This window comes from Clostridium pasteurianum (genome assembly GCF_001705235.1).
Classification (GTDB): Bacteria; Bacillota; Clostridia; order Clostridiales; family Clostridiaceae; genus Clostridium_S; species Clostridium_S pasteurianum_A.
On the sequence record NZ_MCGV01000001.1, the window covers coordinates 238,354 to 257,650 of the forward strand.

Genomic DNA, 19,297 nt, shown 5'->3' on the forward strand with positions numbered 1-19,297 from the left:
AAACTTATTTCAATATCATGTTTGTTTCTCTTCCCTTTACCCATTTTTAAACCACTATTTTCTACTTTACGCATTATACTTTGTAATTGCTGATTTTTTAATTTATGGTTTTTATTTGATATTTTATATAATTATGTATAAAATCATTGTATTCAAATTGTAAGACTTTGTAAACACTTATTGCTTATATTATTGAAATTTATTACATATTATACAAATTAATTCAATAGATTTATTTTTTATATATCACAAAAAAATCTTAAAAGGATACACTTCAAATAAAGCATATCCTTTTAAGATAATATAAAAGCATAATTTTTTATTCACTATAAATATTATATCCAAACCACTTTTGCGAAAGCTTAGATAAAGTACCATCTTTTTTTAGTTTGTTAAATGCCTTTTGAAAAGCATCCCTGAGTGCTTTATCATTTTTTCTAAAAGCAGCACCTATAGGCTCTTTTGTCAATGTTGTTTTTAACTTTTTGTACTTTCCCTTTTCTTTAGAACTATAATAATCACCAACCATAGGATCAGTTACAATAGCTGCAATTCTATCATTTTTAAGATCCAAAAACGCATCAGGTGTTGAACTATACTTTTTTACTTCTTTTATTCCAGAAATTTTAGTCAATACATCTTGTCCAGTACTTCCAGCCTCACATCCAATTATTTTTCCTGGAAAGTCTTTTTCATTTTTTACTGAAGTATTATTGCTTTTCACATAAACTGCATTTCCACCATAAACTATAGGATCTGAAAACAGCATTTTTTTCTTTCTTTCATCTGTAATGCTTACAGTTGACATTATAACATCATACTTTTTTGCATTAAGTGCCAGAAATATTCCATCCCACGCATTTGAAACAAATTTAATTTTAACACCCATTTTTTCGCCTATTTCATTTGCAAGATCCACTTCAAAACCAATCCTTTTATCATTTTCATCCCTAAACTCCATTGGTGGATAATCATCATGCATTCCAACTGCAAGGACTCCTGCCTTCTTTACTTTATTTAGGGAATCATCAGAAGCGTTAGAACTTTTTTGACCACATCCTGCTAATACAGCTACACACATACATAAGACTGCTGTCATTGTAATTAATTTTTTAAGCATTAAATATCACCTCTATTTCCATTTTATTTCATAATTATTATATTGTCAAAAAATATATCGTATTACAATCAATTCCTTATATATGTCTCTGCTGTGTTGAGCAATTGGTAATTTCAATTTTTCTTCAGCTTACGTTTTAATACAGTGCTGAAACGTATAAAACGTATTAATTAGTGAGTACTATTCATATTCACCAATTAATACGTTTTATAAAAATCATTTAGGCTAACATATAATTTAAGTCACTATTAAACAAATATTTCGTTTGCTATTTTCCCAATGCTTTGTTTAATATATTTTTTTTGTATTTTCTAAGTTTATCTAAATTATGATTTTGAGCATATATTCCTACAAATATTAGAGTAAGTCCTAATCCTACACAAAATCCTTGAATAAAACTTGGTAGCAAATTAAAACAATTTGAAATTATCCCAATTCCATTAAATATTAATCCGAATTTAATATAATTATTAAATTTTTTCATATATACTCCCTTCACTTAATTATAGTTAATATATAAAATGATTATAACATTGATTTCCACATAGTGTATATAACCTTTCTTTAAATTAAACATTAAAGTTGTTTATCCTAACTAAGTTTGTTAAAATGTGTAGGAAGAAAGGAGTGTTAAATTTGCCTTCTGATTTTAGAACAGAAAAAGATTTAATTGGTGAAAAAGAAATACCTAATGATGCTTATTATGGTATAAATTCTGATAGAGCTTTAGCAAATTTTAATGTTAATAATAAAAAAGTAAACCTAAATTTAATATACTCCATGGTTATTGTAAAAAAAGCTGCTGCCATGGCTCATAAAAAAGTAAAAGAAATGGATGAAAAAAAAGCCACTGCAATAATAAAAGCATGTGATGAAATATTAGATAAAAAGTTTGACAGTGAATTCATAACTGGATACCTTCAAGGCGGTGCTGGAACTTCTACTAATATGAATGTAAATGAAGTCATTGCAAATAGAGCAATTGAAATTTTAGGAGGATCTAAGGGAGATTACTCAATTATTCATCCAGTTCAGGATATTAACATGTCCCAATCTACAAATGACGTATATCCAACAGCTCTTAGAATTGCAGCTATAAAACTTTTGCGTCCTCTTGCAGATGCTCTTGCAAAACTTCAAGAAGCACTTCAAATTAAAGAAAATGACTTCTCTGATATACTTATGCTTGGAAGGACAGAACTAATGGATGCTCTACCAATGATGGCAGGACAGAGCTTTGGAGCATATGCTAAAGCCATAGCTAGAGATAGATGGAGAATTTATAAAGTTGAAGAAAGATTGCGCGAAATAAACATCGGCGGAACAGCAATAGGTACAGGCATAAATGCTTCAGATGAATATATTTTTGCTGTTACAGATATACTTCAAGATATAACCGGACTGGGGCTTGCAAGAACCGACTATCCTATGGATACTACTCAAAATATGGATGTGTTTGTTGAGGTATCCGGTCTTTTAAAAGCATGTGCTGTTAATCTAATTAAGATTTCCAATGATATTAGGCTTTTAAGCAGTGGTCCTAGAGGAGGCTTTTCTGAAATTGTTCTTGAAGAACTTCAGGCAGGTTCTTCAATTATGCCTGGAAAAGTAAATCCAGTTATATGTGAAATGATTGCACAAATTTCAATGAGAGTTATGGCAAATGATACTGCTATTTCTCTAGCTGCATCATTTGGTCAGCTTCAACTAAATGCCTTCTCTCCTCTTATAGCTGAAAGCATTTTAGAATCTCTTGAAATATTAACTAAAGGAATTGTGATTTTTAAAGAAAAATGCATAGATTCCTTAAAAATTAATTCTAAAAAATGTTTGGAACATCTTAATTGTTCCACTGCTTTAGCTACAGCCTTAGTTAATCATATAGGTTATGATAAAGCTTCATATATAGCCAAAAAAGCTTTAAAAGAAAATAAAAGCATACGAACTTTAATTATTGAAGAAAAACTTTTAACCGAAGAAGAGGTAGATAAAATACTTAATCCATATGAAATTACAAAACCTGGCATACCAGGATTATAGATGAGGTGATATTAATGAACGAACTTAATTCAACTCCAAAAGGTGAAAGACTCACTATTGCACTCTTTGGTAAAACTAACGTAGGAAAATCAAGTATAATAAATGCCCTTACAGCTCAAGAAATTGCTCTTGTTTCGAGTGTAAAAGGTACAACAACAGATCCTGTTTATAAAGCTATGGAACTGCTTCCAATAGGTCCTGTTATGTTTATAGATACCGCAGGTCTTGATGATGTAACCTCCTTAGGAAATTTGAGAAAAAAGAAAACTCTTGAAGTTCTATCCAAAACGGACATTGCAATTTTAGTTATGGATATTGAAACAGGGGTAACGGATTATGATAAAGAAATTTGTTCTGCATTATTAGAAAAGAAGATACCTATAATCGGCGTTTTAAATAAGGTTGATAAAAAGAATTTTGATATAGAATATTATAAATCACAATTTAATATGCCTCTAATTCCTATCTCTGCATTAACTAAAGCAGGAATAAATAATTTAAAAGACGAAATAATACGATTAGCACCTGAAAGCGAAGATAAATTCAAAATTGTAGGAGATTTAATTTCTCCAGGCGATATAGCTATCTTAGTTACCCCAATAGACAAAGCTGCACCAAAGGGCAGATTAATACTTCCTCAGCAGCAAACTATTAGAGATATTTTAGAAAGTGACGCCATTGCAGTTGTAACCAAAGAATTTGAACTGAGAGAAACTTTAAACAGTCTAGGTAAAAAGCCAAAAATAGTAATAACAGATTCCCAGGTATTTTTAAAGGTCGCAGCTGACACCCCAAAGGATATTTTAATGACATCCTTCTCAATATTAATGGCAAGATATAAAGGTGATTTAACTGAACTTGTACGTGGTGCAAAGGCAATTGAGAATTTAAAAGATGGTGATAAAGTCTTAATATCAGAAGCTTGCACACACCATCGTCAATCAGATGATATAGGAAAAGTAAAAATACCAAGGTGGCTGAGACAAAAGACAGGAAAAAAATTAGACTTCCATTTTTCAAGTGGTTTTTCCTTTCCTGAAAATATAGAAGAATATTCTCTTATAGTGCACTGTGCAGGCTGTATGCTCAATAGGCGTGCAATGCTTCACAGGATAAATAGTGCCGTAGAAAAAAGCATCCCCATTGTAAATTATGGAGTTCTCATTGCTTACGTTCAGGGAATTCTTCCAAGAGCATTAAAACCATTTCCTGCTGCTAATAAGCTATTTAACAAAGCAAATTAACAATGCTTTGGAACATTAAAAAAAGCTCATAAATCTAAGATAAAAAAATTATAAAATACTAAGAGTTTTGAATAACTCACTACGTTCAAACAAATTCAAAACTCTAAGTATTTTATAATTTTTTTACCAAGATTTATGAGCTTTTTTTAAATCGTTCTTTCAGCATTGTTAATTCGCTTAGAAGGTACAGCAAGGAAAAAATTCCTCCGTACCTCCGGAATTTTATCATAACTGGGGCTGTGATCACATTTTATTGCCGGTAATATTTATTTATTATAAATATATATTGTATCGGGTAAATAAAGAAATTATAAGACTTAAGTCGAAGACCCATTATACTTTTTTATAAAATATAAGCTATCTTAAAATTTACGACTAACAGCTTCAATTTAAAGGCTTATCTAAATCTTTATAATATAGAGATTGCCCATATTAAATAAAGAAGGGTAACGATCATATACATGGTTTGGGTTAAAGACCCATTATCCTTCTTAATTATCAATAGGCATTTTCTATATTATTACTAGCAACTTCATATTAACATTTTCTAAATTGCCCAAACCTCGTGTATGATAACTTATATTTTGTTTTTATTTGCTTTCATTTAACTTGCTTCTCTTAAAGCCATATAAAGCGTAAACTATTAGACCTAATATAAACCATATTATAAACCTCAATTTAGCCGCAGTTTGAAGTTGAAATATTAATACTATACAAAATACAATGGATATTAATGGTGTAATTGGAACCAAAGGACACTTAAATGCTCTTTTTAAATCAGGCCTTTTATACCTTAATACTATAACTGCAATTGATACCATTATAAACGCTGCCAGTGTTCCTATGTTTGTAAGTTGTGTAACCTCTTCTATTGGCAAAAATCCTGAAATAATAGCAGTTGCAATTCCAACCAAAAATATGCTCTTTACAGGAGTTTTATATTTAGGATGAATAGTGGATAAACATTTAGGTAAAAGACCGTCTCTTGATATTGCAAATAATATTCTTGTAACACCAAACATCATAACCAAAAGCACAGAAGTTATTCCACAGATAGCCCCTACTGAAACAAGAGCTGATCCCCAATTTATTCCTATCTTTTGAAGCGCAAAAGCTATAGGTGCAGATACATTCTTATATTTATAATATGGAAGCATTCCTGTTAAAACAAATGAAACAGCTATATATAATACTGTACATATTAAAAGTGATAAAACAATTCCTATAGGCAAATCTTTTTGAGGATTTTTAACCTCTTCTGCAGTAGTAGAAACTGCATCAAAACCTATGTAAGAAAAGAACACAAACGCTGCTCCCGAAAATACTCCTTTAACACCATAAGGCATAAAAGGATGCCAGTTAACAGGCTTTACGTGCCTTGCCCCTAAGAAAATAAAGAAAAATATTACAGCTAATTTTATAATAACTATGACATTGTTAAATCTTGCACTATTTCTAACACCCAAAAATAATACACCTGTCATAAACATTAAAATTATAATAGCAGGTAAGTTTACAATTCCACCTTGTGAAGGAGAATTTATTAATTTATATGGAAGCTTTATGCCTATATTTTGTAAAAGACTTGAAGCATATCCAGACCAACCTATTGCGACTGTTCCTATATCAACAATATATTCAAGCAGCAAATCCCATCCAATAATCCATGCCCATATTTCTCCAAGCGCCGCATAGCTATACGTATATGCACTACCAGCTACAGGAATAGTTGATGCAAATTCAGCATAACATAATGCAGCAAATCCACATGCAATACCAGAAATTATAAAAGATAAAACAAGTGCTGGTCCTGAATATTCCGAAGCAGCAACACCAGTAGTAACAAAAATTCCCGTTCCAACTATAGCCCCTATACCAAGCATAGTAAGCTCGAATGGGCCAAGAACTTTTTGGAGTGCTTCCTTTCCCTTTGTTTCATCAATTAAATTTTCTATGGATTTTGTTTTAAAAATTTTATTCATTGACATTCCCCCTAAAATAGCATTATTTAAATCATTTGCCATTATTTGATGTACGAAGATTATTATATCATTTTTTTTAAAATTTTTAAAATATTTATCGAATTTTATATATTAGTCGTAAAATGTGTTAAAATAGTATAGCATCAATTTTTATTTGAAATAAATATTATATTTTAATATATAAGGAGGAACATAAATTGATTAGAATTGGAGAATATAACGAACTAAAAGTTGCAAGAAAATGTGATTTTGGTCTCTTTCTTGATGCTGAAACCGGCAGTACAAAAGACGATATACTACTTCCCATTAAAGACACTTCTGATATAGATGATTTAGAAGTTGGTAATAGTATAAATGTATTTATATATAGAGATTCAAAAGACAGACTTATAGCTACAACAAAACATCCTTACGCTGTAGTAGGTGAAATAGCTTATTTAAAAGTAGTATCAAATACAAGAATAGGTGCTTTTTTAGACTTTGGTCTTGAAAGGGATTTATTTGTTCCAATAAAAGAACAAGGATACTTAATTGAACCTGATAAAAAATATTTATTTTATGTATATGTCGATAAAACAAATAGACTTGCTGCTACCACATATATAGATAAATTTCTTCAGGTACCAGATGCAGAGGAAGATTTGTCAAAAAAAGAATTTTCAGGAACAGTATATGGATTTCAAACCAATGGAAGCGTAATGATTGCATTGGAAAACAAATATAGAGGTGTAATATTAAATAAAGAATGCTTTATAAAAGTTTCTCAAGGTGATACTCTTACTAATTTAAGATTTGAAAAACAATTTGAAGACGGTATAATTTGTGTAACGCCTAGAAAATATCCTAAGGATGAAAGAATTGAACTAGAACATAAAATATACGAATATTTAAAGGACAATAATGGCTTCATGCCTTATAATGATAAAAGCTCACCTGAAGACATAAAAAGAGTATTTAAGGAAAGTAAAAATTATTTTAAAAATGCCTTAGGTGGATTAATGAAAAAAGGATTAATTTCACAAGATAAATCAGGTACTAAACTTATAAAATAAAAAAAGCCGCTATTTCAAATAATTAAGTTTATTTTGAAATAGCGGCTTTTTAATATGTTATGCTCCTATAATACTCAAGGATTCTTTATCTATATTTGATACTTGAGAAAATATTGCTGACGTAGCATTTTGAAGTATTGAAATTCTGGTTTGCTCCATTTGTCCACTTACCATATCAGTATCATTCAAATTTGATTCTGTAGCATTAAAATTATAGGACATATTCGATAAAATAGAACCTATTTGTTCTAAGTTATTTTTTTGTATCTCCATTTTTTACCAAATACAAATTTAATTTAAAATTCACATCGGAATCATCCATTACTTTTATTTTCATATCAGCATTTGTAAAACACTAGAATGACCTATTACCACAACAAAATTCATCTTTCATTAACTAACAATACAATTATATTTTATTCATCGTAATATGAAGTAAAAACTTAAACTTTAATCCTTATTATATTTAGATTTCTAAATTCTACTATTAAATTAAAACTTAATGTATCGTTTTTGCAGCATACTTAATAAAATATAGTGTAAAACCTTATAACAATATTTACAAAGGAGATAAGAAAATGGATTACTCATACAATTATAATATTCAAAGAAAAACTTCAAATAATGAAAACTCCAGTAAAAAAATTTGCTGTGAATCACAAATGCCGTTTCCACCAATAGAGGTATCAAGATGTAATGTAAATTATGCTAATCTTTTGTACAACGCATATGCAGCCAGTGGTGGAAGTGAACTTCAAGCAATAACTCAATATATCTATCATCATGAAACAATTTTTAATAAAGAAGTATCTGAAACTCTTTTATGTATAGCCATAGTTGAAATGAAACATTTAGATGCTCTTGCTGGCTTAATAGTTAAATTAGGCGCAAAACCTGCCTTTTTTAACAGCAACAGAAGCTGGTTTTCAACTGGTGAATTGGTATATGGCGATAATGTGTATAAAGAAGAATGTCCTCCTTCGTCAAAGGACAATCTGTGTATAAAACTGAAAGCCGATATTGCAGGTGAAAAAGCTGCTATAAGAGGCTACAAAGATATAATGTCAGAAATATATGATCCAAAGGTAAATGCAGTAATTGAAAAAATTATATCAGATGAAAAAGTTCATGTTAAAATATTAAAAGGATTTTTAGAAAAATACTGCGGTAATGACAGACATTAATTCATAGTAAAGAAATTAAGAATTAAGAATGAAGCAAAGCGGCGGAAAATCATCTTTCATTCTTAATTCTTCTTTCTTTATTTTTCTAACGTTATTTCACATGAATAAGGAAAAATCTTATACCCTTATCGCCCCAACCTAAGTCCCATGGTACATGATATCTATCTGTAGTATGAGAATTAACTAAAGGATATCCTTTAGAATCAAAAGATGTAATTACAGCAAAATGATCTATATTTCCCCTTCCCTTTTCATAACAAACAATATCGCCAAAATCCACTTTTGATATAGGTGCATCGGCTTCACCTTTAGATGGAGTAATTAATTCTTTAAAATTACCTACCTTTATAACCCTAGCTTTACCGCTGTATATCAAATAATTTTTTAAAGCATCAGCATTTGTCCATGCTCTACTTCCAGAAGCCATTCCGTATTTTTGAATATGACAATGCCAGGTTCCATCCTGTTGCAATCCTCCAGCTCCCTTATCTCCTAAAATTTGAGAAGCAAAATTCGTACAATCTCCTCCAGCTCCATTGAAATCCATATACTTAGAGTTATACTTAAAGTTATTTCCGCTTCCCCAAGCAGCACCACAATATTTGTCTGCATAAGCTATTGCCTTTATCCTGTCGTATTCTCTTCTGTAATTTATTACTTTATTTAATTTTCTAGCAGCAAGCAAATCTTTTAAACTAAGAACTTTAGTAATTAGTGAATTTAAAGTACTTTGGTCATCCGCTTCACAAGACTGCAAAGCATCTTCAAAACAATCTGTATACCAATCATTGCATATTAGCCATCTTCCACCCTTTGGAATTACACTTGTTACATGTCTAATTCCAACTCCAAATGAATTTAGTGCTGCATTAGGATCATCTTTATATACATAATCAAATTTATAGGATTCTTCTAATGCAAGCCTTGTAATTTTACCTCGTGGCATTACCTTTTTTATTCTTACAGATGATTTTATATTTTTAAACTTAATACCACGCTCATTAGACCAGCTTTTCAAATACTTCACTCGCTTAATTTCATGTTCTAAAGCATATCTACCTGTTCTTTGAGAAGTATCAAATTGATCCTTTAGCGGATCAGTTTCTCCAGATACAAGACATGAAGAACGAATATTATAAATCCTTTCAACTTCTGATTTTAATATTTCACTATTAACATCTGTATTTTGATGTGCAGCCAAAACTGTAAATGAAGGAAATTCTAATAATATTATTACTACAAAAATAACAATCTTAGCCTTATTCTTTTTAGAAATCACTATCAAATTAACTCCCCTCTTTATATAACTCTTATATAATAGTATTCCATTAAAAAGCATTTTCTATAAACACTTTGTTATAAAAGAGAGAAGTAAATTTTGTTATTTTATAAAATTATATGATAGACATTGCATAAAGCACATCTATTTTTATTTCATATTAATTTATAAGCATCTTCTATTTTAGCAAAAGGAATCAGCACATTATTTTGATCAGCTGGTACAAATAAATCCAAACCATTTTGACCACCATCTGGTAGGAAATACTTTCTATTGTATTTTTTAATTACCCATCCCTTTGTACCAGATGGAATAAAGCCAAAGCTTCCATTTTCAAAAGATTGAAAAGATGGCAAATACCCTTTATTAAACATAGTTTGAGCTACATTAATAATTGAGCATTGTTTTATTATTTCAACCCTAAAAAGTTTTTCTTCTTTTAAAAAATTCATAAAAACACCTCAATCTTTTAAATACATAAATCCAATTTTTTCACTCTCTTATTAACTATCTCAATCATAGGAATTTATTTAAATAGCAGTAATTTTAAATTTTATATATGAATAATGTCTCCTGCACTTGCTTTTTCTAATCTATTAATTATAGAATTTCCTAAACCGCTGTCTTTAGGTGCTTGTACATAAATATGACTTACATTCAATTTATCACATTCCCTAAGTAGATTAAATATCTTTTGTGCAGCTGTATTTAAGATTTTAAAACTTCCTAAACTATATACATAATCGCAACTATCAAAATCTCTTAAAAATTCATCAAAGCAAATTACAGCATTATCCTCATTTATATTTTCTTTAATCCATTTAGATGTTTTAATATAATCTCCTTCAACCAGTGTCACTGGTGCATCCGGAGCATAGTGCCTATATTTCATTCCTGGAGCTTTTGGAATTTCGTTTCCTTTAACACTTAATAAATTCTTTTTATATATAAGCTTTGGAATTACTCTACGTATGTCATCTAGGCTAACTGCTCCTGGTCTTAAGAGTACTGGTTCTGGTGTAGACATATCTATAATTGTAGATTCCAGTCCAATTGAACATGGACCTCCGTCTAAAATGCATGGAATTTTTCCATTCAGATCATTATAACAATGCCCAGCACTTGTAGTTGATGGTTTGCCTGATAAATTTGCAGATGGAGCTACGAGTAAAGTCCCACTTTCTTTTATTATAGCTCTAGCTATTTCACTTTTAGGGAATCTAACTCCTACAGTTTTCATCCCTGCACTAACTGTATCTGAAACACATTCCTTTTTATTAAAAATCAAAGTTACTGATCCAGGCCAAAAAGCATCAAATACTTTCTCTGCTGCCTTGGGAATATCTTTACATATATCATAAACTTGCTCTAATTTATATATGTGTATCAATAAAGGGTTGTCTTGTGGCCTACCTTTAACTTGAAATATTTTTTTTACAGCACATTCATTAAAAGCATCTGCTGCCAATCCATAAACAGTTTCCGTTGGAATTGCAACAACTTCACCTTTCTTTAGATATTCTGCACCCTTTACAATGTTTTGATAACTATAATTTAAATTTTTAACGTCTAATACTTCTGTTTCCACAGTTTTTACCTCCCTTTATTGTCTAACATTATATTTATATAAGTAGCCTACTTTCTTATCAGTATTAAATGATGGAAGAAAGCAGCTTCCTTAAATTCATCTCTATCACAGACACTCTGTTCTACTTTAAGCATTTGTTTTTGCCATTTTTCATCCTTTTGTATATCTTGATTCTGCTGTAAATCCCAAAAAGTTCTCATTCCCAATATCTTTTTCACTTCAAAATCCTTTGACCACTTTAAAATGTCCATATCATCATAATAATGAATGTCCCCAAACTTAGATGCCCTTCCATTCTTTCCTTCTAATAATTCATTAGCATGTTCAAAGTTATTTAATAAAACAACCATCTGCATAACTCTTCCCGCTCTATTATGCTTTAATATAGAAAGTACGCCACCCTTTTTAAGAATCCTTGCAAATTCCTTAGTAAGCTTTTCCCTTTCCCTTGCATATTCAAAAACATTATGGCATAATATTACATCAAAAGACTCATCTTTAAAGTTCTTCAAGACATTAATATCTCCACATATCTGATCATAATAATTATCAGTAATTCTTTCTGAAATAATATTAGCATTTGGTTCAACTGCAACAACCTCATTATCACGGGCAAAATGTGAAGCTGTTATTCCCCTGCCACTCCCAAAGTCCAATACTTTTTTATTATGTATAAAACTTAACTGATTCCACGTCATTTGCTTTTGCAGCAATTCCCACACTGGAATGTTACTATTATCTATTTGTATTACCCCCCCTAAAAATATTATTACACCCATACCTTATGAAATGTCGAGCACCAAAATGATTATCCCCCGAAAAATGTAATATCTTCAAATTTTATTAGTAAAGTTACAAATCTGCATAGCAACACCATCAGCCATAAGATGAAATCCATGTTTTTTGTATAAAGTAGAGTTCTTACTTCCCTCTGTCATTATTTTAATGTACAAATAGTTCTTATATTTTTCCTTGACCATCTCAATCATCCTACCTGCGATTCCCTGACTCTGATAAGCTGGATTCACCAAGACATAGTGCATATAAGCTACCATTTCGCTATCATCTAAAAGGCGAGCCAATCCTACTAGCTTCTTACCGTCCCATGCTGTCAAAACAGTAGACGAATGCATCAGTGCCTTATAAAGTCGTGTCGGATATTGCCCTGAAACCCATCCTACCGAAAGAAACAATTCCTGTACATCTTCTTTGGTAAACTTCTTTAATTCAGTAAATATAATTGGCATCTTAGTCACCCTCCATTTTTCACTTAGATTTTATATTGTAATCGCATTTCTGACACTGAGCTAATGCGCGCTCGTTATCTTTTCTATGATAAGCTCCAGACCATTTGCAAATACTTTTGAGGATTGGAACAACGGATTTCCCCTTTGCAGAAAGCCTATATTCCACATGCTGTGGGATCTCGTCATACTGTTGTCTCAGAACAATATCATCCGTAATCAATCTTTTCAGAGTAGCTGCTAAAACCGTATCGGGGATATTGGTCATTTCATGACGCAGTGTGCTGTACCTTAGAACCTGTTTTTCAGCCAACACACATATAATGCAAGATTTCCACTTTCCGCCAAAAACATCTAGTCCGTATTCCAATGGACAGCGGATGTCTTTTTCTAGTTTTAGTTTATACAAATTTGTTTCCCCCTTCAAAAATATCTGATACATTCATTATATAAAAAGCGCTTTTTCTAGGCAAGTAACTAAGAATTTTATTAGTAGCTCATAAATTTATTGATATCTTCTATTATCCGAGTCATAGTGTTACTATTTTGGTGTACTCAACGGGATTAATTTAAAAGGGAGGCCGATTTTAAAATGAACAAAAATGTAATAAAACTACTAAAAGAACAGCTATGGGTTCTTGATACCTATTCAGATGAACCAAATGCAGTGCCAGTAGCCTTTAAAGATGTTACCGCCGACAATAAGTTGGTAGTTGGTGACGTATTTCTATAAACCACACTTGCAAACATTGTTACCAATAAAAAAATCGCTGTATCTGTCTGCAATAGTGCCACGATGGAAGGCTATCAAATTAAAGGTACAGCCAAATATATTACGAATGGTCCTATTGTGAACACCTTTAAAACAATAGTCACAGATATGTTTAAAGGCACTACTACCGCCAAAGGCGCACTGATTATTACACCAGAAAAAGTAATTGTTACTACTCCTGGTGCCGAAAACAAAAAATTACTTTAAATCATAATCTATCTATCAACTTATAATAAATCACCTATAAATTAATGGGATGTTGCAAAATCTATAAATATCCATTTTACAGCATCCTATTTTAATTTAATCTAAATCTGCTTCATTACTATCAATAGCTTTCTTATACCAATAAAAGCTTTTCTTTTTTAATCTTTTATATGTTCCATTTCCCATATCCTCTGCATATACATAAATATTTCTTCATTTGGAGTACTTTATATTTCATATTTTCCCCCCAAAAAGTTAATATGTATAATACCTGTAAAATTAAAATTTGTTTTACTTTAATGCATCTATTTCAAATCCATATTCTCTCAATATAATGTCATCATCAATTCTTTCTTCATAGATTCCATCTACCTTACTAAATCCGTTTTTTAAATATAAATTTATAGCTGGTTTATTTATATCCACAACAAAAAGCCTTAAATATCTAATATTCTTCTGCTTAGTAACTGTAATAGCATGCTTAAGCATCATACTACCAATTCCTTTTCTTGAATAATTGACATTAACTCCAAAACGATCAAGATATAATGCCCTATCATTGGGATCTTTCCATTTCACATGACTTTCTCCATCACTTGATTCGCATAATGCAAACGCTGCAACTATATCATCATGCTTCCCTTCCAACAAATAAAGACGATTGTTTTCAATATCGTCTCTAAAAAACTCACATGGATAAATTTCATCCCAAATAGATATATTGTTTTTCATCATATTATTAATTATGTTTCCATATACAGCTTTAAGTTTAGGTAAATCGTCAATATTAGCCAATCTAAAATTCATATCAATTCACCTCCAATTTTCAAAATACAATTATACCTTATTATTTAACTCTCTTTATTTTCAGATTATGTCTTAACAATCACTCTTCATCTATCTTTAGCGTTCTTATTTTTAAATAAGTTTCCTTACCCTTTGCCCAATTTTTCAAATTTATTAGTCGTTCACCATTATCACCATGTTCTGCATCCTTGAAAGCATCCTGCAGTTTATCACATGGTAAGCTTGGACAATGTCCACAATGATTATATTCATTATTAATTGAACATTTAGCAATTGAGCATTCTCCCCAAAACGGCTTACCATGACAGGCTTGACAGCCAGGACAATTTGTTTTTTCCTTCCATTCACACACTCCACAATAAGTACCACACATTCCAATCATTTGCTTATCCATATATTCCATCCTCCCTATGATTGATTATAAAAATCAAATATTTATTGTTCGTTTTTTATTATTTGGCAATATCCTACTATGTATAATGTTTTATAAAAATTATGCTAATAAATTGGAATTTACACTTATAAATTCAATTCCAACCATTCATCTGTATCTTGAAATCCATATTTTTTATAGACAGGTCTTCCAAGTTTTGATGCTACTAAACAAATCTTATGAATGTTTCGTTCCTTTGCTTCATTTACTAACCTATCTAACATTCCTGTAGCTATACCCTTACCACGAGAAGTCAGTTCTGTATACATATTAGTTATATAACCTTTTCTTCCAGTTTTATTAGTATATGTTGGTGGAAAATCAATAAATGCAATAGCAGCTGTAGCTATAATTTGGTTATTTTCTTCTGCAATCCATTCAACCAATAAATTATTAGCCAGTTTGTTATTAAAATATCTCGTCAATTCCTTATCAATATCAATATTGGGCTCTATACCTTCATCAATGAGTTGCTTCTTTCTAATACTCACAAGTAAAGGTATGTCTTTCATATCTGCTTTTCTATAATTCATCATATTTCCTCCTGTAAATTACTATTTGTATTCATACTATCTATGTTTTTATTACATCTTACAGCACATATTTCAATATACTCTTGTTATCTCCTTGATTTTCCTGTCATATGTTCTATGCTGATTTTTATTACCTTAACAGTCTTACTTGCCCTTTCAATATATTCTTTTCCTTGTTCAATGTATTCTGCTGAATATTTATTTATTATTTCTAATAAAGCTTTATTTTTTTCATTATCATAAACCTCAGTTGCCTTTCCAAACACGATTACACTCTCATAGTTTGTACTAAACTCTTTAGGTAAAATTTTGGTTTGTCCAATCACACAGAAAGATACTTTATTATTACTTAATATATTATCTACTTTATGTCCTTCAACAGCACAATGAAAATATATTGAATCATCAAAAAAGACATAACTTACTGGCACACCATAAGGATATCCATCTTCATTTACAGTTGATAAAACACCATAAGCATTGTTCTTTAAAATTTCTACAGTATCGTCATTATTAATCTTTCTATCTTCTCTTCTCATTTTCTTAAACATAATAATTCTCCTTAATATATTAAAAATCATCTTCACTATATATCATACCTAAAATTCCGTAGGAACGGAGGAATTTTTTCCTTCATTAACTTTGACAGGAATGATTTACACAATACTAAAAAATAATTATCAATATCTAACTTTGAGCCATTAATCCAAGGCTCTTGACATACTGCATTTTAAAACTTTGAAATTTTATTAAGCATAGAACATCTTTAGCCTTTTTCGCTCTTTGAATTCCACTAAGGTCTTATTTGTCAATTCAAACAAACGGTAATCCGTTTTTCCTTTCCCCAATTTTTTTAGTCGCATCTTTGATGTCTCCAAGAATTTTTTCCAAATCATAAAACGTTGGAAGATCATGCGTCATAACAAAAATTTTGCTATCTTTATTACCAGAAAAAATACGCAACATCTGAGATTTAAGAAATGACAATATACCAATACGATTTTCCAAATCAAAGCTTGAAACAGGATCATCAATAACCAAAAAACACTCTTGTGCATAATAAACTATTTTCTATTAATTCCTTAAATAAGTTATAATTCTACATATAATTGTATTATCCTCCATTATTAATATAAAAAATCCAAGGTGCTACTCTCGCATTTCCTTAACCTTTTAAAAATCAATTTTCCTATATATGGTACCTAAAATTCCGTAGGAACGGAGGAATTTTTTCCTTAAACCTTCTGTTATTAAGTGAGACTGTTGCAGAACAATTTAAATAAAGGTCAATAAATCTTAGGAGCTAATTATTAAAATCCTTAGAAGTTTCAATTTGTCTGAGTGACAACGAGTTATTGAAACTTCTTAGAATTTTAATAATTAGCTTCTTAGATTTATGACCTTTATTTAACGTTCTACAATAGTCTCACTTAATAACATGTTCTTTTTCTAAATCCTTTCGTGTCTGAAACCGTCCTCCCAAGTTTATTTATTTTTAGTGATATACATTTTCTACAGTGACCTGGAGTATCATTGACACATATCTTCCCTGGGTAGAGTGCATAAAGCTTTCTGTATATTCCCTCTGTAACATTAGGCATTACAACATTTGCACCACTTGTAAGAGCTATGGATCTGCCATTAGGGTAAAGTGACTCCATAGCTGTTGTGCCTGGAATATTTATATCTGGAAGAAGCAGTCTAGTAAGTGCAGTAACCTTTATACTTAAAAAGAAATCTCCACCCTTCTCTTTTCCAAGAGGTGTATCTTCGTTTGGTATAAAAGGACCAACTCCAATCATGTCAGCATTTATTTGCTTAAAGAAAAGTATATCCTCTGCTATGGATTCCATTGTCTGACCCGGAAGTCCTATAAGGCATCCAGAACCCACTTCATATCCAAGCTTGCCCAAATTCCTAAGACATTCTTTTCTATTTTCATGGCTCATGCCAGGATCTAACTTTTCATAAAGCTCTTTATCTGTAGTTTCTATCCTGATTAAATATCTGTCTGCCCCTACCTTTTTATAAGCTGCATATTCTTCAAAAGTCTTTTCTCCTATACTTAAAGTAATGGCCATATCAAATTTTTTAATTTTACTTACTATATATTGGAGCCTAGGCACTGTATAGTATTCATCCTCGCCTGATTGAAGCACTAGTGTTTTATAACCATATTGTTTTGCATCGGAAGCAATTTCTATTATTTCATCAGGTTTAAGCCTGTACCTTTTTATATTTTTATTATCGCGTCTTAAACCGCAATACATACAATTTCTTTTGCATATATTAGAAAATTCAATAATTCCTCTTAAATGAACTTCATCGCCAACATACTTTTTTCTAACTCTATCTGCTGCCTTAAAAAGTTCATCTTTATGACTATCATCTTTCAATAAAGCTACCAATTCACTCTTTGTTAAATTGTGTGTTACCTCAGCTTTATTAATTAAATTCATTATATTATCCATATTTTCTCCTATCCTTAATTATTAGGTTTAACTATTTGAATAGATGGATTTACTAAAACCTTTCTCGCAGTTTCAACTATAAATTCTTCATCTAGAAGAGAAATATCTTTTATCTCATTATATACATCCTCTGCTTTTCCATACATTACTTCATAAACTGCAAAATTAACTGCCAGATTAATAGATCTTTCAAGTTTAAGTGTTCTTTTTAAGGAAATTCCCTTTTCTATTTTTAAAAGTTTATCCTTAAAAAAGTTTCCTTTAAGGTTCTTGCTTTCCTCAATAACATCATTTACAACTTCAATACCTTTATTGTAATTTTCGGCAGCAGTTCCTAAACCTATATAAAATAATTTTATTCCACCTTCATTACTTATTTTACTATATACATCATATGCCAGTCCATATTTAGTTCTTATTTTATCATAGAGCATGGAACTTGTTCCCTCTCCAAATATAAAATTAAATGCCCTTAACGCCTTTATTTCATCATAGTTTAATTTATATATTGGGAATAAGTACTGCAAGACTGCACCTTTAACTTCACGTTTCTCAGTGAAAACTCCGGATTTATTTTCCTCATATTCGTAGTCCTTAATCTTACTTACGGCCTTTTTTAAGGAATTCATATATTTAGAAATAATACTTACTACTTTCTCTTCATTAATAGACGTAACTACACTTATTACACAATTATCTCCTGTATAATATTTATTATAAAAATCCTTAAGTTTTTCTCTAGTAAATTTTTTAATATTCTCTTCATTGCCTATTATGCACTCTTTTATTCTAATTTTAGAGAAAGAATTTTTTAAAAGCTCATCTTCACAAAACTGCTGCTTATCATCCTTCCATTCCTTGAGTTCTTCAATGATTACAGACTTTTCTTCTTCAAATCCATCTTCCTTAAAGGTTGGATTTAATATTATATCACTGTAAAGTTCAAAAGCCCTCTCAAAATCACGTGCAAGAGTGGTTCCATAATACACAACATAGGGGAAATTAGTCATTGCATTATTAAATCCAAATATTTCATCAAATTCTTTATTTATTTGGGCTTCACTCCTCGTGGTGGTTCCTTTAAATATGCAGTGTTCAACAGTATGCGCAATACCATATTCATCTTCATTTTCAACAGATGCTCCGGCTTTAAACCCAAAGCAAAATGACGTTAAATCACTTTTTCTATATTCATATATAACTGTTATTCCATTTTTTAGCTGTATCCTTTTCACACAATTCACCTCTAGCATTTGCCCTTTAAAATCAAAGATGGCAAGCATAAAGTAAAGGGTTCAAAAACTTCATTCCTACCATCTATATATAACGCATTAAAATTCT

At 30.5% G+C, this 19,297-nt stretch carries 23 protein-coding genes; 6 read left to right on the forward strand and 17 right to left on the reverse strand.

Translation table 11 applies throughout. The features are described 5' to 3' along the window. Positions 1–319 precede the first annotated feature (319 nt). Positions 320–1,120, reverse strand: a complete 801-nt coding sequence (locus BEE63_RS01110) for an ABC transporter substrate-binding protein (RefSeq protein WP_066019630.1) — start codon at positions 1,118–1,120, stop codon at positions 320–322. Positions 1,121–1,388: 268 nt separating this feature from the next. Then, positions 1,389–1,604, reverse strand: coding sequence for a hypothetical protein (locus BEE63_RS01115; RefSeq protein ID WP_066019631.1), 216 nt, complete (start codon positions 1,602–1,604; stop codon positions 1,389–1,391). A gap of 125 nt (positions 1,605–1,729) precedes the next feature. Between BEE63_RS01115 and BEE63_RS01120 the strand changes: the two genes are divergently transcribed. Both BEE63_RS01120 and hydF read left to right on the forward strand, forming a co-directional pair. Next, positions 1,730–3,160 carry an aspartate ammonia-lyase gene (locus tag BEE63_RS01120; protein WP_066019632.1) on the forward strand — a complete coding sequence of 477 codons (1,431 nt, stop codon included), beginning with the start codon at positions 1,730–1,732 and terminating at the stop codon, positions 3,158–3,160. Between the two features lie 14 nt (positions 3,161–3,174). Next, a complete protein-coding gene (hydF, locus tag BEE63_RS01125) occupies positions 3,175–4,404 on the forward strand; it encodes a [FeFe] hydrogenase H-cluster maturation GTPase HydF (RefSeq protein WP_066019633.1) in 1,230 nt (409 codons plus the stop codon). A gap of 590 nt (positions 4,405–4,994) precedes the next feature. Here hydF and BEE63_RS01130 read toward each other — a convergent pair. Continuing rightward, the gene (locus BEE63_RS01130; protein WP_066019634.1) at positions 4,995–6,386 is read right to left on the reverse strand and encodes an amino acid permease; all 1,392 of its coding nucleotides are present in this window, start codon (positions 6,384–6,386) and stop codon (positions 4,995–4,997) included. 197 nt (positions 6,387–6,583) lie between these two features. On the opposite strand from BEE63_RS01130, the gene BEE63_RS01135 reads away from it, so the two are divergent. After that, a complete protein-coding gene (locus BEE63_RS01135) occupies positions 6,584–7,438 on the forward strand; it encodes a CvfB family protein (protein WP_066019635.1) in 855 nt (284 codons plus the stop codon). 57 nt (positions 7,439–7,495) lie between these two features. Here the strand turns inward: BEE63_RS01135 and BEE63_RS01140 are convergent, their stop codons facing one another. Further along, positions 7,496–7,711: a hypothetical protein gene (locus BEE63_RS01140; protein WP_066019636.1), complete on the reverse strand. Its 216-nt coding sequence runs from the start codon at positions 7,709–7,711 to the stop codon at positions 7,496–7,498. 305 nt (positions 7,712–8,016) lie between these two features. Here BEE63_RS01140 and BEE63_RS01145 point away from each other — a divergent pair, with 305 nt between their 5' ends. Beyond that, positions 8,017–8,622: a ferritin-like domain-containing protein gene (locus tag BEE63_RS01145; RefSeq protein ID WP_081312426.1), complete on the forward strand. Its 606-nt coding sequence runs from the start codon at positions 8,017–8,019 to the stop codon at positions 8,620–8,622. Positions 8,623–8,713: 91 nt separating this feature from the next. Here the strand turns inward: BEE63_RS01145 and BEE63_RS01150 are convergent, their stop codons facing one another. The 6 genes from BEE63_RS01150 to BEE63_RS01175 all read right to left on the reverse strand — a co-directional run bounded on the left by BEE63_RS01150 (position 8,714) and on the right by BEE63_RS01175 (position 13,142). Next, the gene (locus BEE63_RS01150) at positions 8,714–9,901 is read right to left on the reverse strand and encodes an amidase domain-containing protein (RefSeq protein WP_242874895.1); all 1,188 of its coding nucleotides are present in this window, start codon (positions 9,899–9,901) and stop codon (positions 8,714–8,716) included. A gap of 155 nt (positions 9,902–10,056) precedes the next feature. Continuing rightward, positions 10,057–10,353: a hypothetical protein gene (locus BEE63_RS01155; RefSeq protein ID WP_198507930.1), complete on the reverse strand. Its 297-nt coding sequence runs from the start codon at positions 10,351–10,353 to the stop codon at positions 10,057–10,059. A 101-nt stretch (positions 10,354–10,454) separates the two neighbouring features. Beyond that, positions 10,455–11,489: an L-threonylcarbamoyladenylate synthase gene (locus BEE63_RS01160; protein ID WP_066019638.1), complete on the reverse strand. Its 1,035-nt coding sequence runs from the start codon at positions 11,487–11,489 to the stop codon at positions 10,455–10,457. A 47-nt stretch (positions 11,490–11,536) separates the two neighbouring features. After that, positions 11,537–12,187 (reverse strand): methyltransferase domain-containing protein, encoded by a 651-nt coding sequence (locus BEE63_RS01165; RefSeq protein ID WP_347463704.1) that lies wholly within the window; start codon positions 12,185–12,187, stop codon positions 11,537–11,539. A gap of 135 nt (positions 12,188–12,322) precedes the next feature. Beyond that, the gene (locus BEE63_RS01170; protein WP_066019639.1) at positions 12,323–12,736 is read right to left on the reverse strand and encodes a GNAT family N-acetyltransferase; all 414 of its coding nucleotides are present in this window, start codon (positions 12,734–12,736) and stop codon (positions 12,323–12,325) included. A 19-nt stretch (positions 12,737–12,755) separates the two neighbouring features. Further along, the gene (locus BEE63_RS01175) at positions 12,756–13,142 is read right to left on the reverse strand and encodes a winged helix-turn-helix transcriptional regulator (RefSeq protein ID WP_066019640.1); all 387 of its coding nucleotides are present in this window, start codon (positions 13,140–13,142) and stop codon (positions 12,756–12,758) included. A gap of 183 nt (positions 13,143–13,325) precedes the next feature. Between BEE63_RS01175 and BEE63_RS21995 the strand changes: the two genes are divergently transcribed. Then, complete coding sequence (locus tag BEE63_RS21995) at positions 13,326–13,466, forward strand: hypothetical protein (RefSeq protein WP_242874636.1); 141 nt, start codon at positions 13,326–13,328, stop codon at positions 13,464–13,466. A 63-nt stretch (positions 13,467–13,529) separates the two neighbouring features. Further along, the gene (locus tag BEE63_RS22000; RefSeq protein ID WP_242874638.1) at positions 13,530–13,712 is read left to right on the forward strand and encodes a hypothetical protein; all 183 of its coding nucleotides are present in this window, start codon (positions 13,530–13,532) and stop codon (positions 13,710–13,712) included. 291 nt (positions 13,713–14,003) lie between these two features. Here the strand turns inward: BEE63_RS22000 and BEE63_RS01185 are convergent, their stop codons facing one another. The 7 genes from BEE63_RS01185 to BEE63_RS01215 all read right to left on the reverse strand — a co-directional run bounded on the left by BEE63_RS01185 (position 14,004) and on the right by BEE63_RS01215 (position 19,191). Further along, positions 14,004–14,519 carry a GNAT family N-acetyltransferase gene (locus BEE63_RS01185; RefSeq protein WP_066019641.1) on the reverse strand — a complete coding sequence of 172 codons (516 nt, stop codon included), beginning with the start codon at positions 14,517–14,519 and terminating at the stop codon, positions 14,004–14,006. 79 nt (positions 14,520–14,598) lie between these two features. Further along, complete coding sequence (locus tag BEE63_RS01190; RefSeq protein ID WP_157797085.1) at positions 14,599–14,913, reverse strand: DUF3795 domain-containing protein; 315 nt, start codon at positions 14,911–14,913, stop codon at positions 14,599–14,601. A gap of 125 nt (positions 14,914–15,038) precedes the next feature. Further along, entirely contained in the window at positions 15,039–15,488 is a 450-nt protein-coding gene (locus BEE63_RS01195; RefSeq protein WP_081312428.1) for a GNAT family N-acetyltransferase, read from the reverse strand. Between the two features lie 83 nt (positions 15,489–15,571). Beyond that, on the reverse strand, positions 15,572–16,036 hold the full coding sequence (locus tag BEE63_RS01200) for a pyridoxamine 5'-phosphate oxidase family protein (RefSeq protein ID WP_066019643.1): 465 nt from the start codon (positions 16,034–16,036) through the stop codon (positions 15,572–15,574). Positions 16,037–16,298: 262 nt separating this feature from the next. Further along, on the reverse strand, positions 16,299–16,526 hold the full coding sequence (locus BEE63_RS01205) for a hypothetical protein (protein WP_066019644.1): 228 nt from the start codon (positions 16,524–16,526) through the stop codon (positions 16,299–16,301). A gap of 389 nt (positions 16,527–16,915) precedes the next feature. Continuing rightward, positions 16,916–17,956: a [FeFe] hydrogenase H-cluster radical SAM maturase HydE gene (gene hydE, locus BEE63_RS01210; RefSeq protein ID WP_066019645.1), complete on the reverse strand. Its 1,041-nt coding sequence runs from the start codon at positions 17,954–17,956 to the stop codon at positions 16,916–16,918. 14 nt (positions 17,957–17,970) lie between these two features. Next, on the reverse strand, positions 17,971–19,191 hold the full coding sequence (locus BEE63_RS01215; RefSeq protein ID WP_066019646.1) for a M16 family metallopeptidase: 1,221 nt from the start codon (positions 19,189–19,191) through the stop codon (positions 17,971–17,973). Positions 19,192–19,297: the final 106 nt, after the last annotated feature.